At 63.4% G+C, this 15,535-nt stretch carries 15 protein-coding genes and 1 pseudogene; 8 read left to right on the top strand and 8 right to left on the bottom strand.

The annotated features are described in order from the left end of the window. Positions 1-47 precede the first annotated feature (47 nt). From NUV89_RS04160 to NUV89_RS04140, 5 genes and pseudogenes are all read left to right on the top strand, one after another. Positions 48-554, top strand: a pseudogene (locus tag NUV89_RS04160) (sigma-70 family RNA polymerase sigma factor); the annotation flags it as partial. Beyond that, complete coding sequence (locus tag NUV89_RS04155) at positions 551-1,501, top strand: FecR domain-containing protein (RefSeq protein WP_257780406.1); 951 nt, start codon at positions 551-553, stop codon at positions 1,499-1,501. The pseudogene NUV89_RS04160 and the gene NUV89_RS04155, both read left to right, overlap by 4 nt. A 97-nt stretch (positions 1,502-1,598) precedes the next feature. Continuing rightward, positions 1,599-4,061 (top strand): TonB-dependent receptor, encoded by a 2,463-nt coding sequence (locus NUV89_RS04150; protein WP_257780405.1) that lies wholly within the window; start codon positions 1,599-1,601, stop codon positions 4,059-4,061. A gap of 110 nt (positions 4,062-4,171) precedes the next feature. Continuing rightward, positions 4,172-7,639 (top strand): hypothetical protein, encoded by a 3,468-nt coding sequence (locus NUV89_RS04145; protein ID WP_257780404.1) that lies wholly within the window; start codon positions 4,172-4,174, stop codon positions 7,637-7,639. A 62-nt stretch (positions 7,640-7,701) separates the two neighbouring features. Beyond that, positions 7,702-8,586, top strand: a complete 885-nt coding sequence (locus NUV89_RS04140; protein ID WP_257780403.1) for an AraC family transcriptional regulator — start codon at positions 7,702-7,704, stop codon at positions 8,584-8,586. Here NUV89_RS04140 and NUV89_RS04135 read toward each other — a convergent pair. Both NUV89_RS04135 and NUV89_RS04130 read right to left on the bottom strand, forming a co-directional pair. Next, complete coding sequence (locus NUV89_RS04135; RefSeq protein WP_257780402.1) at positions 8,528-9,115, bottom strand: LysE family translocator; 588 nt, start codon at positions 9,113-9,115, stop codon at positions 8,528-8,530. The two genes, NUV89_RS04140 and NUV89_RS04135, sit on opposite strands and share 59 nt — an antisense overlap. A 90-nt stretch (positions 9,116-9,205) precedes the next feature. Further along, positions 9,206-9,646 carry a helix-turn-helix domain-containing protein gene (locus NUV89_RS04130; RefSeq protein ID WP_257780401.1) on the bottom strand — a complete coding sequence of 147 codons (441 nt, stop codon included), beginning with the start codon at positions 9,644-9,646 and terminating at the stop codon, positions 9,206-9,208. A 106-nt stretch (positions 9,647-9,752) separates the two neighbouring features. Here NUV89_RS04130 and NUV89_RS04125 point away from each other — a divergent pair, with 106 nt between their 5' ends. Beyond that, positions 9,753-10,451, top strand: coding sequence for an SDR family oxidoreductase (locus NUV89_RS04125; RefSeq protein ID WP_257780400.1), 699 nt, complete (start codon positions 9,753-9,755; stop codon positions 10,449-10,451). Here NUV89_RS04125 and NUV89_RS04120 read toward each other — a convergent pair. Then, positions 10,441-11,325 (bottom strand): NAD(P)/FAD-dependent oxidoreductase, encoded by an 885-nt coding sequence (locus NUV89_RS04120; RefSeq protein ID WP_257780399.1) that lies wholly within the window; start codon positions 11,323-11,325, stop codon positions 10,441-10,443. The genes NUV89_RS04125 and NUV89_RS04120 overlap by 11 nt on opposite strands. 147 nt (positions 11,326-11,472) lie before the next feature. On the opposite strand from NUV89_RS04120, the gene NUV89_RS04115 reads away from it, so the two are divergent. Then, positions 11,473-11,910: an Rrf2 family transcriptional regulator gene (locus NUV89_RS04115; RefSeq protein ID WP_257780398.1), complete on the top strand. Its 438-nt coding sequence runs from the start codon at positions 11,473-11,475 to the stop codon at positions 11,908-11,910. On the opposite strand, the gene NUV89_RS04110 is transcribed toward NUV89_RS04115, so the two are convergent. Together NUV89_RS04110 and NUV89_RS04105 are read right to left on the bottom strand one after the other, a co-directional pair. Continuing rightward, positions 11,907-12,536 (bottom strand): ribonuclease T2, encoded by a 630-nt coding sequence (locus NUV89_RS04110; RefSeq protein ID WP_257780397.1) that lies wholly within the window; start codon positions 12,534-12,536, stop codon positions 11,907-11,909. The two genes, NUV89_RS04115 and NUV89_RS04110, sit on opposite strands and share 4 nt — an antisense overlap. A 37-nt stretch (positions 12,537-12,573) precedes the next feature. Next, entirely contained in the window at positions 12,574-13,554 is a 981-nt protein-coding gene (locus tag NUV89_RS04105; protein ID WP_257780396.1) for a Gfo/Idh/MocA family protein, read from the bottom strand. A 127-nt stretch (positions 13,555-13,681) separates the two neighbouring features. On the opposite strand from NUV89_RS04105, the gene NUV89_RS04100 reads away from it, so the two are divergent. Continuing rightward, positions 13,682-14,044, top strand: coding sequence for an NUDIX hydrolase (locus tag NUV89_RS04100; RefSeq protein ID WP_257780395.1), 363 nt, complete (start codon positions 13,682-13,684; stop codon positions 14,042-14,044). Between the two features lie 3 nt (positions 14,045-14,047). Here NUV89_RS04100 and NUV89_RS04095 read toward each other — a convergent pair whose 3' ends face one another. Genes NUV89_RS04095 through NUV89_RS04085 form a run of 3 tightly spaced genes read right to left on the bottom strand, consistent with a single transcriptional unit; the run spans position 14,048 to position 15,512 of the window. After that, the gene (locus tag NUV89_RS04095; protein WP_257780394.1) at positions 14,048-14,509 is read right to left on the bottom strand and encodes a periplasmic heavy metal sensor; all 462 of its coding nucleotides are present in this window, start codon (positions 14,507-14,509) and stop codon (positions 14,048-14,050) included. Then, on the bottom strand, positions 14,506-14,937 hold the full coding sequence (locus tag NUV89_RS04090; protein WP_257780393.1) for a hypothetical protein: 432 nt from the start codon (positions 14,935-14,937) through the stop codon (positions 14,506-14,508). The genes NUV89_RS04095 and NUV89_RS04090 overlap by 4 nt, the downstream gene beginning before the upstream one ends. Next, positions 14,934-15,512, bottom strand: a complete 579-nt coding sequence (locus NUV89_RS04085; RefSeq protein ID WP_257780392.1) for an RNA polymerase sigma factor — start codon at positions 15,510-15,512, stop codon at positions 14,934-14,936. The genes NUV89_RS04090 and NUV89_RS04085 overlap by 4 nt, the downstream gene beginning before the upstream one ends. Positions 15,513-15,535 lie beyond the last annotated feature (23 nt).

Raw genomic sequence — 15,535 nt, 5'->3', positions numbered from 1 at the left:
TCTTGCTCCCGACAGACGCTGATCATTAAGCAAGATGTGTTGGGCGAACGCTTACCACCCACCTCTACGGCACCCACCACAGTTGGCTGCTCGGTCTATTGCGCCGCCGCCTGAATGACCGCTGGGATGCCGCCGACCTGGCCCACGACACCTTCATCCGCATCCTCAACCGCCCACCCAGCGAGACCGATCACCTGCGCCAGCGCTCCTACCTGGCCACCATCGCCCGGGGTTTGTGCATCGATCACTGGCGCCGCCGCCAACTGGAAAAAGCCTGGCTCGACAGCCTGGCCCTGCGCCCGCAAGACACCCAGCCGTCGCCGGAACAGCGCGCGATCATCGTCGAGACCCTCTACGAAGTAGACGCCATGCTTGCCCGCCTGCCGCGAAAGGTCAGCGAAGCCTTCCTGCTCGCCCAACTCCACGGCCTGCCCTACCAGCAGATTGGCGAACAGCTGGGCGTGGGCGAGCGCATGGTCAAGAAATACATGGCCCAGGCCCTGCTGCATTGCGCGATCCTCGAAGCCGAGCTGGACGGGATGCTGGTGCAATGACCACCCCCGGCACACTCAGCCATGCCAGCCTGGAACAGGCGGCGCAATGGTACGTGCGCTTGCAGGATTCAGGCAGCGCCCACGAGCAACAGCGCTGGCAGGCCTGGGTTGTGCAGAACCCCGAGCACTTGGCGGCCTGGCAGTATGTCGAGCGCGTCAGCCAACGCTTCGCGCCGCTGCTGGAGCAACCGCAAAACGCCGGCCGGGCCTTGCGCAGTTCCCGTCGGCAAACCCTCAAGACGTTGCTGGTGCTGTGCGGTGGCTCGACACTGGCCTGGGGTGCCTGGCGCCACACCGCCCTGCCCCGGCTGGTGGGCGGTTGGAGCGCGGACTACGCCACCACCCGTGGCGAAACCCGCGATGCGTTGCTGGCCGACGGCAGCCATGTGTGGCTCAACGCATTGACCGCGCTGGATGTGCGCTTTGATACGGCGCAACGCCTGTTGCGCCTGCGCTTTGGCGAGGTACTGATCGACACCGCCAAGGACGCCCACCGGCCGTTCCTGGTGGACACCGAACACGGCCGCCTGCAAGCGCTGGGCACACGCTTCAGCGTGCTGCACACCGAACACCGCACCCAACTGAACGTCTTCGACGGCCGCGTGCAGGTCAGCACGCCCAACGGGGCAGTGCGCATCATCGAAGCCGGCCAGCAAGTCTGGTTTACCCGCGAACACATCGACAGCACTGCCGCCGCGTCCCCCACCCGTGAAGCCTGGAGCCACGGCGTGCTGCTGGCCGACAACCTGCCGCTGGGCCAACTGATCGCCGAACTCAACCGCTACAGCCCCGGCCACCTCGGCTGTGACCCGGCGGTGGCGCAGTTGCCGGTGATGGGCTCGTTTCCGCTCAAGGACAGCGACCACGCCTTGCACCTGCTGCAAGCCGCGCTGCCGATTCGCCTCGACCGCCCGCTGCCGTGGTGGGTCACCGTAGTCCCCCGATAAAAATCTGCCTGCGCCAGTTCCCCTTTTGAACACTCGTTCGGTTAACCCTGCAGACGCTTTCAATTCGCCGTTCGATCTGATTCAAAGGGAACCCTTCATGTCGCAACCTGCTCGTTTCGCGCTGCGCCCATTGGCGCTGGCCACTTCACTGTTTTGCCTCGGCCTACCCACGGCGTACGCCGCCGAGCCGGACGCCACCCAGCAAGCCACGCGCAGCTACCGCATCGCGGGCGGCTCCCTGGTCAGTGTGCTGAACAGCTTCGCCGCGCAATCGGGCATTTTCATCGCCGGCCATAACAACCTCGCCGCCGGCAAGACCAGCCCCGGACTGAATGGCAACTACACCCCGGCCAGCGGCTTGCAGCGCCTGTTGCAAGGCAGCGGCTTGCAGGCACAGCCCCAAGGCAACAACGGCTACGTGCTCGAACTGATCCCGGCCAACGGCGACGCCCTGGAGCTGGGCGCCACGACGATTTCCGGCGAGCAACTGGGCGCCACCACCGAAGACAGCCCTTCCTACACCACCGGGTCCATGGCCTCGGCCACCGGCCTGCCGCTGTCGATGCGCGAAACCCCGCAATCGGTCACCGTGATTACCCGCCAACAGATGGATGACCAGGGCTCCAACAGCATCGCCGACACCCTGCGCCGCGCCCCCGGCATCAGCGTGCAGAACTACGACAGCGAGCGCTGGGAGTTTTCCGGGCGCGGCCTGCCGATCACCAATTTCCAGTACGACGGCGTCAACTCGACCTACGACGGCGTGTACGACTACGGCACCACCAGCACCGATATGGCGGTGTATGACCACCTGGAAATCATCAAGGGTTCGGCCGGTTTGCTCAGCGGCTCCGGCGACCCGTCGGCCACCGTCAACCTGATCCGCAAAAAACCCACCGCCGCCTTCAAGGCTTCGGCGACGCAGACCTTGGGTTCGTGGGACAACTACCGTACCGAAGGGGATATCTCCGGGCCGCTGACCGAATCCGGCAATGTGCGCGGGCGTTTTGTCGGGGTGTATCAGGATCGCCAGTCCTACCTGGACCACTACCAGAACACCAAGGACATCGCCTACGGCATTCTGGAAGCCGACCTCACGCCCGACACCCTGCTGACCTTTGGCATCGACCAGCAAAACACCCGCTCCCGTGGCGCCACCTGGACCGGTTTCCCGATGTTCTTCAGCGACGGCTCGCGCACGAACTTCTCGCGCTCGTTCAACCCCGCCGCCGACTGGAGCCGCCGCGACTTCACCAACCAGACACTCTTCGCCTCCGTGCAACAGAAACTGGCCAACGACTGGTCGCTCAAAGTCAGCCTCGACCGCAAGCGCAGTCAGCACGACACCCTGCTCGCCTCCGCCAGCGGCGGCAACCCGGACCCGGTCAGCGGCGAAAACATGTATATGTTCATGGGCAAGTACAAAGGCGACCAGGTGCAGAACACCCTGGACGTCAACGTCAGCGGCCCCTTCAGCCTGCTGGGTCGCGAGCACGAGTTGATCCTGGGTTTCATGGCCACCCGCTCGAAACAGGATGTGCCGGTGTACGGCTCGATCTACCCCAGCGTGGGTGGCAGCATCTTCGACTGGCACGGCGAGTACGCCAAGCCGGACATTCCCCGCAGCGGCCAGAACGACATCGTGCAACGCCAGACCGGCGCGTACCTGGCCACGCGCCTGAAGCCCACCGACGACCTGTCAGTGATCCTCGGCGCACGGGTCAACACTTTCAGCGGCACCGACACCACCGACTTCTACGACCCGACCAAAGCCGACAACCGCACCACCTATCGGCAGAGCGGCGTGGTCACACCGTACGCCGGCCTGGTCTACGACCTCGATGACACCTGGTCGGCCTACACCAGCTACACCCAGATCTACCGCCCGCAAACCAGCAAGGATGCCGACCGCAAGCTGCTCGACCCGGTGGAAGGCGACACCTACGAGGCGGGCCTCAAGGCCGCGTTCTACGATGGCCGCTTGAACGCCAGTTTCGCCGTGTTCCGCATCGAACAGGACAACGTCGCCCAATACGTTTCCGGGTTTGATACCGACTCGGTATACCGCGCAATTGCCGGCGCCACCACCAAGGGCTTTGAAGCCGAGCTGTCGGGCGAAGTGCTGGACGGCTGGAACGTCTCGGCCGGCTACACCTACCAGCACACCCGCGATGCCGATGACGGCTACGTGTACAGCTCGGTACTGCAAACCACCACGCCGCAGCAGGTGGTGCGCCTGTTCAGTTCCTATCGCCTGCCCGGCGCCCTGGACAACGTCACCGTGGGCGGCGGCGTGAACTGGCAGAGCGCGTTCTTTGGCAACGTGTTCCAGCCCGACCCGAGTGACAGCGTCAACGGCGGCGACTACGCGCGCATCACCCAGGACAGCTACTACCTGGTGGACTTGATGGCCCGCTACCGTTTCAACGAGCACCTGAGCACCACGCTGAACGTGAAGAACCTGTTCGATAAAAAGTACTACACGGGCCTGGGCAATTTCGGCACCGGTTTCTACGGCGAGCCGCGCAGCCTGCAATTGGCCACGCGCTGGGACTTCTAACGCCTACAGCCGTGGCTGAGAGCCGCCACGGCATCCGCTGAACCGCCTGCTGTCAGCCTGCACCCCATTGACGCAAACATGGGGTTTACGCCACGACAGGAGGCTGTCCCATGGATGGACCACGCATTAGCAAACGCTCCCCCGATGATTTTTCCAGCCCGTCAGCCAGCACCCGCTATTCGGCCCTAGTGCTGAGCCTGCGCGACGACCTGCGCAAGCAAGGCGACAAGGAGCTGATCGACCAACTGCTGATCGCACTGAACACCCCACCCGACCAGGCGCTTCCCGCCCCAACCCACCCCACCATCGTGTCCGAGTTGTCGCTGCTGGGGCAGTGGGCCGAAGTGTTTCGCAAGGCCTTCAATCAGTCAGAGCTGCTGGACTGGGCGGACCGCCGGCGCCTGGATTTCACCACGCTACGCATCCACAACGGCACCCTTGAAGGCAAAGTGCTCGGCCAGCGCACCCTCTACCGTTTTACCCTCGCCGACGCCTCAGGGTGGTGGAAGGTGTCCAGCGTGCTGGTGTTCGTCAGCCAACTGCTGGACCCGGCCGAACTGGGCATGGCGTACGTTGGCGAGCGCATCGACAACATCGCGCGCACCCTGCCCCTGGATCGGGTCCTGGCCTTCTACGGCTATCCCATCCCCGAAAACCGCCTGCAAGCGCAATTGATGATTGACGAGCTGCAGACCGCCCAAGCCTTTCCCGCAATCGATGAGGCGGGCAAAAGCCGCTCGCTGATCCATGCAGAACGCACCCAGCAGCGACTCGACTACCAACAGCTGGCCGACGCGCTGCAAGCCCTGGGTCGATTCGACAGCCTCGCGCTGTTTCGTACCCGCCTGCACCTGACGTCAGACTCACTGATGGCGCGCACGCTGAAGGAAGCCGCCCAGCGGCTGAAGGTGATCGTCGAAGACAACATCGTCGAGGGCCTGCAAGCGGCGACCGCGGAGTATTACTACGATCACCTCAAACAGGTGGTCCACGTGCTACCCAGGCGTGAAGCGGGGGAAATCCGCAGCCGCGAACTGCGCCCGAAAACACCCCATACCCGTTGGGAGATCCTGAGCCGGCTCGCCACCAAGCTGGGCACGGACATCTACCCCGAGCACAGCCTGAGCATCGCCGCGTGTTTGAAGGCGTACAACATTGAACGTCCCCTCACCCAAACAGCGCTGGCGAGCCTGGTCGTACGCCTGCGGCAATGGCCGATGCCGCCGGTGCCCACGCTCTTCGCCGACGCACGCAGCCTGCGCGAGCGCTTTGACTACAGCCTGCACGCGGGTTTTCTCAATGACCGCCACGCCATGCGCAAGGGGCTGTACAACGCCATCAGCCACGGCACCTTGAAAGGCCCCCGGGGGCTGGATGCGATTATCACGGTCGACGAAGATGACGTCCCCACGACCCTGGCGCCGGGCCGCCAGGCCCTGCAAACCCTTGCGAGCCAGCCGGAGTTTGTCGCGATACGCCAAAAGCTGCACATCGACCCCGACAGCCACATTTTGCTCAATGTGGACACCGGCCTCGCCGGCCGAAACCTGGAGGGCGAGTGGGTCTCATTGACCACCGAGGTATTGGCCGACAAAAAACTCAGCGCCATGCTGCGCAAGTTGCTGCCGCTGGCCATCCGTTCAGGCGGGCAACTGCGCACCAACGACGCGGTCAGCCTGCGCCAGGCGCTGCTGCTGTACGGGCACAAGTTGCCGGCCACCCTGGAGGACGCACGCCTCGCCGCACAACGCCTGACGATCACCGTGCCGTTGCGCTTGAAAGAAAACGACTACTGGCGCGCCCTCTCGCCGGCCCTGGAGGCGCAACCGATTGCCTGGACCTTGTCCGATACCGACCGGCAACGGGCAATTACCGTCAGTCGCACGTGGCTTCCCGAAGATGAACCCCATCTGTTCGGCTACCTCGCCCAACCGGTGCTGGAAGGCAAGTCACCGGTGGATATCCGCGCCGAGGCCGACCTGCTGATGATCCGCCTGATCGCGTCGCCACGGGCCCAGCAACTGGCCGCCAAACTGTCCTCGGACCTGCAACGGCACGGCGTCGATGCGATCGAGACCAGCGGCCACGCGAGCCGCAGTGCGTTGGTATGGGCTGCACTGATTCTGAGCCTGGACCCGGACATCGATACCCAACCTGCGCGTATCAATCGCCTGGACTGGACCGGCACGTTCTTCTGGGGAGAGTCGGCGGCCTTCGTCCGCCAGCAGTTGGAAAACAGCTTCCCACGCCTCGACCCAGGCCAGGCCGCGCTGGCCACGCACTTGATACTCTGTGGCCGCGCGCCGCACCTGCTGGTGCGTGAGATACCCGACTCGCTGCCCTATCTGGCGACCCAGACATGGGCACTGTTCCAGCAATACACAATCTACCTGGAAGAGCGGATGCCCGGCGCGGCGCGCCAGTTCTCCTATAACGAGATCATGTACCTGGCCCATCTACCGCCCGATGGCAAGTGGGCCCGCTTTCTACAAGGCCCCCTGACCGCGCCGGCTATCCAGGCGTGGGCCGTGACCAACGGCCTGTTGCCACGCCAACAACGCTACAGTGTCGAACAGAGCAATGCCGCGATTGCCGCGCTCAATGCCTTGCGCGCACGGTTGCGCACGGCCATGGAGGCCTTTGCCGCTCCGTTACCGGGCCGGCGCGCCCTGGCCCTGCAAGCCCTGGAAAAGGTCTACCCGCAGACCCCGTTGCTGGATGAGCTGATACTGATTGAGCTACCGGAAGACTCGGAAATTTCCGAGGACCGCTGGCCCGACGACGCCCCTCAGGGCAATCTATATTCCTTCGTGGACCTGTATATGGCCAATGAGCTGCAGGTGACGACGCAGCGCTGGCACTCCAGCGACAAACGCATCAAGTACCGCGAACTGGCGCCGCGCTTCGACCAGTTGAACGCGTTCAGCTCGCTGTTTGCGCAAACCTTCAACGAGCACCTGCTCCGCCTGCAGACCGCCTTGATCGACTACCTGCTGGATGCCTTGCCGGGGCTGACATTGCCCTGGCGCGAGGCGCTGGAGTTCGGCAAGGTGGAATTTTTTGCCCTGCGCGACGGCAGCGGAGCTGTCGGGACCTTCGGCCTGATCGTCTGCGCCAGCTTCTACCGCGACCGCCGTGTGTATGAATGCTTCCCCAAGCACCTGCTGATTCGCGCGCGTCATGACCTGGATTACGACACGCTGGTAGCGGCGGCGGATTCGCCCGGTCAGGCTGTCTCCAGCCTGGCGCTCGATTGGCCGGCTTATGCCTCGGGCGTCCAACCCATCGACGTGAGCGCCGTGAGCCGTGCCCCCGGCGTACGCATCCGCCGCCTCGACGAGGTGCTGCCCGCCGTCGGAACCCTGCCGGAAGCCGACGCCGATGGCCACCGTATTCCACGCAGCCTGGACTCGCCGCGCTCCCGTGCGGTGGCGAAAATCATCGTCGAGCGGCATTACCTGCAAGGCGCCGCCAAACTGAAGGAAAGCGCCGCGCAGGTACAGACGCTGGAACAGGTCAGTCGCGACGAAGACCCTTGGGCCGAGTACCTGCGCGCGGTCACACTCGCCACCCAGTGAGGCCTTGAACAACGGCCGGTTATAGATGAGTCTACGCACTGGTTCTTTTGGAGCACTGCGCCATGTCCTCGCCCGCAAGCCCGGCGGCCCCTTGTTTCTGGCGTGATGCCGCGCTGCCGTTTATCGAGGCGCGCACCATCGCCGACGGACGCAAGGTCACCTATACCCGGCACGCCCATGAGCATTTTTCCATCGGCGCGGTGACCCACGGGCGCAGCTACTACCACTACGGTGTCGAGACGTTTGAGATCAGCGCCGGCACGGTGGTGCTGATGAACCCCGGCGATGTGCACGCGTGCAACCCGATCCAGAATGAGCACTGGTCCTATCAGATGCTGTACCTCGATACGCCCTGGCTGACCGACCTGCAATACCAGCTGGGTTTCAGCACCGACCAGGGCTACCGAGCCTTCAGCACGCCCTACACCCGCGACCCGGTGCTGTACGACGGCCTGCTCGAACTGTACGCAACCCTGGTGGACGAGCACGCCGAGCACCTGCAAAAGCAGAGCGCGCTGGTGAGCTACTTCAGTGAAGTCCAACAGCGCCTCAACCCCGCCCAAGCGCCGTTGCGCGAGGTCAACCACAAGCTGGAACGGGCCGCCGACTACATCCGCGCGCAGTGCACCCAAGCCTTGAAACTGGAGGACATCTGCCTGGCCGCCGAGCTGTCGCCGTCTTACCTGATCCGCGCGTTCAAGCAGTATTACGGGTTCACGCCCCACGCTTTTCTGGTGAACCAGCGCATCCAGTTCGCCCGCACGCAACTGCGCCAAGGCGAGCTGATCGCGGATGTGGCCCTGGCCGCAGGCTTCGCCGACCAAGCGCATTTCCAACGGGCCTTCAAACAGCATTTCGCCGCGACGCCCGGGCAGTACCGCGACGTGCTCAAGCCATCAGCAAATAACCCACACTGGCCACCAGCAACGCGGCCATTGAGCGGTTGAACACACGCACACCCTGGGGGTTAGCCAGGTAGCGACGCAGAAAGGTGCCGGCATAGGCCCAGCACGCCACGGACAGGTAGCAGATCACCAGGTAGAGCGCCGCAAACAGCCAGACTTGGCGAGCGTCGCCATCAGCCACGAACAACCCCATCCCGGCCACGCACGCCAGCCAGGCCTTGGGGTTGAGCCATTGCATGATCGCGCCATAGAGCATCGAGGGTGCCGTGGCGCGGCCCTCGGCATTGAGCCGGCCATCGTCCATCGCCAACTTCCAGGCCATGTACAGCAAGAACGCGACTCCGCCCCACTGGATCAACTGCGTCAACAGCGGCCAGCGCACCAGCACTTCGTGCAGCCCCAGACCGATCAATACCAGCAACAAGGTAAAACCCGCCGCGGCGCCAAACACGTGCTTCTGACTGGCGGCAAAACCGAAGCGCGCACCGCTGCTGAGGGCGACCACATTGACCGGTCCCGGGGTGATCGAGGTGGCCAGGGCGAAGGCGGCCATGGAGATAATCAAGCTCATTGCGATTCCCTTTTTGTCATGACGCTAAAGATGGCGTCACGGTAAAGGGCGCGTCGCGGGCGGTATTGCACAAAATGCCCCTCGGGGCATTCACGTCTGCGACGCTGGCACCTGGGTGACGATATCGTCGAGGCCGAGTACCCGGCCATCCTCGGACAGCACCTCAACCTTGCGCAACGGTTTGAGCGAGCGCGCATCCAGTAGCCGCGTACCGCCCCACTCGGGTGCAGTGTGGGCCTCACCCCATTGCGCCAGGGTCACCAGTACCGGCATCAGCGCACGGCCCTTGTCGGTCAACTGGTACTCGCTGCGTGCGCCGACTTCACGGGTTTGCAGCAAGCCTTGCTCGACCATGTCCTTGAGCCGCGTGGCAAGAATATTTTTAGCCACACCCAGGTGCTTGTGAAAATCACCGAAACGCGTCACGCCGGCAAACGCGTCGCGGATAATCAGCAGCGTCCACCAGTCGCCCACCACGTCCAAGGCGCGAGCCACCGGGCAACCATCGCCTTCCAGGCATTTGCGTTTCATTGTCGGGCCTCCGGCCGTCGGGAAAATATGGTTGCATTATAGGACCAGTACCCTCAGGATAAAAACGGTTTCATTATTAAACCTAATTCGCAGCATGGAGTTCAGCATGGACATTCGTGGAAAAGTGGTACTGGTCACCGGTGCCAATCGTGGCCTGGGCAAAGCGTTCGTCAGCGCACTGCTCGAAGCCGGCGCGGCCAAGGTCTACGCCGGCGCGCGCAACCCTGCCAGCGTTGATATTCCAGGCAGCACGCCGATCGCCCTGGACATCACCGACGCCGCCAGCGTGCAGCACGCCGCGCAGCAGTGCCGCGACGTCAGCGTGGTCATCAACAACGCCGGTTTTCTCCAGTACGGCTCGCTGCTGGCCGAAGACAGCGTGGAGAACCTGCAGCAGCACTTTGACGTGAACACCTTTGGCACCTTGCGTGTAAGCCGCGCGTTCGCACCGATCCTCGCCGGCCAAGGCGGCGGCGCGCTGATTAACGTGCTCTCGGTACTGAGCTGGCTGAGCCCGCCGGGCACGGGCGGCTACAGCACGTCCAAGTCCGCCCAGTGGGGCTTGACCAACGGCCTGCGCGGCGAGTTGCGCGCACAAGGCACCCTGGTCATCGGCGTGCACCCCGCCTACATTGACACCGACATGGTCGCCGAGGTGCAGGCGCCGAAAAGCACGCCTCAGGAAGTGGTCGCACTGACCCTGCAAGCCCTGGCCGAGAACCGCGAAGAAGTGCTGGTCAGCGACACCAGCCATGGGGTGAAGGCATCGCTGTCCACGGACAGCCCGGTGTACCTCAACCATTAATCAAGGACACGTGCGTGCCCACCCCGGCACGCACACCTTCGGCCACCGCCAACGCCACGGAACCGGCGGCGAGGGAAGCATCGCCACAGGCAAATACGCCGGGGACGGAGGTCTGGCGAGTTTCGTCGCTGCTGACATAAGGGCCCGTAGGGCCATCGACCCTTGCGCAGCCTAACTGTTCGACCAGCGGGCTGATTCGCGTACGCGGTAGCGTGAACAGGCCATCCAGGCTGAAGACCCGGCCGTCCGCCAACTCCACATCGGCCCGCTCACCGCTGATGCGGCGCACCGCGCCACTTTCCCAGTGGACGCCACGCCGCTCCAACTGCGCCCGCTGTTCGGCATCCGGGGTGAATACGTCGTTGGTGAATAAGGTGGTCGGGCCCCAGTCCGGCAACATCAGCGCGTGATGCATTGCCAGCGCGGAACTGGCCAATACACCGATGCGCCCTTGTTCCAGCTCATAACCATGACAGTAAGGGCAATGGAATACCCGCGAGCCCCAGCGCTCCTGCAGGCCCTCGACAGCGGGCAACTCGTCCACTACGCCGGTCGCGAGGATCAGGCGGCGGGCGTCAAATTCGCCGTTGCATTGGGTGCTGATGCGAAACCCGTCCGCCTGGCCATGGGCCTGGAGCACGCTGTCCTGCACCCAACTCACTGTCGGGTACTCCATCAGTTGGCTGCGCCCCTCGGCGGCGATAACGTCGGGCGCCTGGCCGTCCTGGCCGAGAAAGCCATGGGAGGTGGCGGCAAACCGGTTGCGCCGCTGCCCCGCATCGATCACCAGCACCTTGCGTCGCGCCCTTGCCAGTTGCAGGCCCGCAGACAGGCCGGCATAACTGCCGCCCACGATAATGACGTCATACAGCATGATCGGTGACTCCGTGTTTTTCTGCGCCAGGGGGTCCTTGCGCTATCACGGCACACCATAAGTTACATGAAAATACAGCGTCAAGAGTCTCGCAACTTTTTAGGTTACGAACGATACTTCGCAGCGAATCGACCCTGAGGTTTTTTGATGAGAAACGACACCCGGCTTTCGCGCATGCTGCACGTGCTGATCCATATGGGCCGCCATGAAGAACGCGCGACCTCGGAGACCATCGCACAGATGCTCGGCACCAACCCGGTGGTCGTGCGGCGCACGCTTGGGTTGCTCAAGGAAAAAGGTTACGTACGCTCGGAAAAGGGCCACCAGGGCGGCTGGACACTGGGCAAACCCTTGAGTGAAATCACCTTGCTGGATATTCACCGCGCCCTGGGCACACCGTCGATCTTTGCCATCGGCCTGTCCACCGACCACCCGGAATGCCTGGTGGAACAGGCGGTGAACGCCGCCCTGACCGACGCCTTCGAACAGGCCCAGGCCCTGCTGTTGAAGCGCCTGGGCGATGTCAGCCTGGCGCAGTTGGCCGAGGACTTCGACGAGCGCTATCGCGTCGCAACGCTGCCCTAGCGCTGGGCCGGAATGCGGATGTCGCCCTCGCGGCAGGTGCTCTTCACGCTGCGCGGGCAGCCGGCGAACGCGAGGTCCTTGGTCAGGCACACGCGCACTTCCGACAACACCTTGCCCTTGCAGATCACCGCCAGGCCATGGTTGCCCATGCGCGGGTTGCTCTCGCGAAACAGCGCCTCGATCTCACGGGCCGGCAACGCAGGTGGGGTATTGAACGGCTGCAGTTGCGGCGGGATAACGACCACGCCGAGCGCCTCGTCGGTCTTGTCCAGGTATTGCAACGGCTCAAGCCCGGAACAGGTGCCATGCTTGGCCCATTCATGCTTGAGCAGTGCACGGGTCGGGAACAACGCCGCGCCCTTGTCCATTTCCTCGCGGGTCAACCGTGCCTGCGGGGCACATGACGCCGGCCAGCCGCCCCGGGCGTACTGCGGCCACAAACCGTGCAGCACAAAACCATAGCCTTTGCCCGAACACTGCTCGTTGTCCGGGTGCGTCAGGCAAAACGTCGGTGACCACGACAGCGATAACACATAAAAATCAAACTCGCCCGGCGTCCCTTGGATACGCGGGGCGGCGGCTGCACTTGTGGCCATGACCAGCCACAACACCATCCAGTATTTCATTCGTCGGTTTCCTTGGAAAAAACTCACCCTATCGCGCCTACCCAGGATGGTAGGGGTTACGTTGCAGCACCTTGTCCAGGATCCGATCGGTCTTCAACGCCTCGATGGCCAACGACGGATGCTCGGCTTCACCGCGGATATGCGCGTTCATGCCCAGCACGTGATGCCACTGGATATGCGCATGACACGGCACTTCAAGCACCTCGTGGGTTTCGCCGGCAAGCCGCAACGGTTGCTCGTCGAACACTGAAAACTCGATACGGCCGCGGCTGCCAATCAACTCGACACGATCTTCACGGCGGTCCGCGACGAAATTCCAGCAGCCCATGCCCAGTGCACCCGAGGCGAAACGCCAGCTGGCGGTCACTGCATCTTCGGCGGCATAACGGCCTTCCTGGCGCGACGTAAAGCCGGCCACTTCAATGATGTCCCCGGCCAGGTACTGAAACAGGTCGAAGCCATGGCTCGCCAGGTCGGCAAAGTAGCCACCACCGGCAATCGCCGGGTCAGTGCGCCAGTTGGCTGCGCTGGCATCTTCGACGGCAGGCGGTTTGCACAGGGTCCAGGTCAGGTGGCGCAACTCGCCAATGCGCCCTTCCTGCAGCCAATCCCGCACCTGCTGGAAGCGCGGCAGCGAGCGCCGGTAGTAGGCGACGAACAGATGCAACCCGGCGCGCTCGAAGGTGCGTTGCATCAACGCACTTTGCTCGGCATTCATCGACATGGGTTTCTCGACGCAACAATGCTTGCCGGCTGCCGCCACCATCAGGCTGTATTCAAGGTGACTGGAGGGTGGCGTGGCGATGTACACCGCATCCACTTCAGGGTCGTGGATCAGCGCTTGGGCGTCGGTATAGACGCGGGCAATGCCATGGCGTGCCGCATAATCGCGCACCGCTTCTTCACGGCGCCCCATCACGGCCACAAGCGCCGAACCTGGCACTTTGTAGTAAGCGGGTCCACTCTTTACCTCAGTGACACTGCCACAACCGATCATCCCCCAACGTACGGTGTCCATCTATGTTCCTCGGCCGTTCAAATCAAGGGCGCAGTATCCACATACCTTGAGGCCCTCGCCACCAGCACTTAGCATGACAATTGCATTACACTTTTATGACAATCATCCACCTGCGGGGGCACAGACGATGAAAATTCGCGCAACGGTCATTTGCGAACACGAGGGGCAAATCCTCTTCGTGCGCAAGGCCAGATCGAAATGGGCACTGCCGGGCGGCAAGGTCGAACCCGGCGAGCGTCCGGTTGGCGCCGCTGAACGGGAGCTGCAGGAAGAAACCGGGCTCAACGTGGACGGGTTGCTGTATTTGCAGGAATTGAAGGCGCGCGACACGTTGCATCATGTGTTCGAGGCGTCGGTGGTGAACATCGCCGATGCAAAGCCTTGTAACGAAATAGTCGATTGCCAGTGGCATGCCTATGGCGCGATGGACCAACTGGACACCACCGACGCCACCCGACATATCGTCAAATCCTTCCTGCGTCGCCTGTAACCTTCATTTCTGTTTTGTTTTGGCCTGCCCTCGCAAATACAACGCCTCCACCAGGTTCTGTCGCTCAGCCTGGGGCAGCGTGCTGGCGAATTGTGCCAGCGTCGTGTCCACCAGCGCGCGCAAGGCCATATCCGCTTCGCGCGCCTTGGCCAACTCGGCCACCAGTACGTCACGCTCCAGTGTCGGCGCTTGCAGTTGCTGGATCACCCCAAGCCGGGCTTCGCGACCGGCCATAATCAACGGCTGGCTGTCGGCACGGTTATGCCGCAGCAGTTGGCGCAGTTCCCGGCGGCGCTCCGGTGGCAACTTGAACATCGCCTGGCGCAGCCCGTGTTGGTTGACCACCGCTTCGACGGGTTTGGCCGTCGCCATCCAATGGTAGAGGCCACCGCCCACGCCACCGATCAAAAACACGTTGAGCAACACCGATAGCGCCAACCACGGTTTAAGGGACTTGGGCGTCATTGTTCGGTTTCCTCGGCGTTAACGCTAAACACGACTTCCGCATCGCCCTGATCGAAGACACTGGGCAGCACTTCGGAAGACAGCATTGGCAGCGGCACACTCATCGAGGCCACCAACACCCCGGCGGCAATGCCGGCAATCCCCACGCCCACCAGGCCGGCGGGTGACAGCCAGGTGGCATACCGCGACAGGAATGACGCCCGGCGCGGTACGGATTGGCGAATCTGCCTGGCCAGCGCCGGATCGCTGAGTAGCGCTGAGTGAGCATCCAACTGCGTATCCAACCCAGCGGCCTCATGCAAGGCCTGCCGGGCGCTGGGGTTGCCGCTGTCGAGCAGGGCCTGGGCTGGCGCCTGTTCAGCGTGAGGCCAGCGATGCAGGTTGGCTCCATAGGCATCAGCCAAATAGGCGAATCGTTCGGGCGTCATGGTTTTTCCCTTCCTGGGCGGGCAAGCCCTGGTGTGTCGGCAAGTCTATTGCGCAGCTGGCGGCGAGCCCGCGACAGCAGACTCTCCAGTGCCTCGACGCTGATCTCCATCAAGGCCGCGGCGTCGATGTTCGACAGCTCCTGGTAATACTGCAACACAATCGCTTCGCGCTGACGTTCGGGCAATGCGGCCAACGCCGCGGCCATCCGCGCGCTGCGCTCTGCGGCTTCAAGGTGTTCGTCGGGCGACGGTGCGCTGTCGGCCAGCGCCAGCGCCTCGTCTTCGTCCAGCGGGCGCTCCTTGCGCCGGCGCAGGCGGTCGCGGCACAGGTTCAACGCAACCCGGTGCAACCAGGTATCAAATCGCGCGTCGCCGGCCCGCCAGCTCGCCGCCTGACGCCAAATACGTAGAAAGCTCTCCTGGGCCACGTCCCTGGCCTCATCGGCATCCCCCAGGATCCGACTGGCGAGCGCCAGCAAACGCGGGAGCTTGCGCGTCACCATTTCGTTGACGGCCGCAGGTTCGTTGTTGCCAATACGCGCCAGCAGCTCAACGTCCGGATCAGTGTCTTTCAATCGGGGAATTCTCGGTCCGCAGG

This window comes from Pseudomonas sp. 18.1.10, assembly GCF_024655625.1.
Lineage (GTDB): Bacteria > Pseudomonadota > Gammaproteobacteria > Pseudomonadales > Pseudomonadaceae > Aquipseudomonas.
Note: the sequence above shows the minus strand (reverse complement) of the source record. Positions and strands in the feature narration are given on the sequence as shown.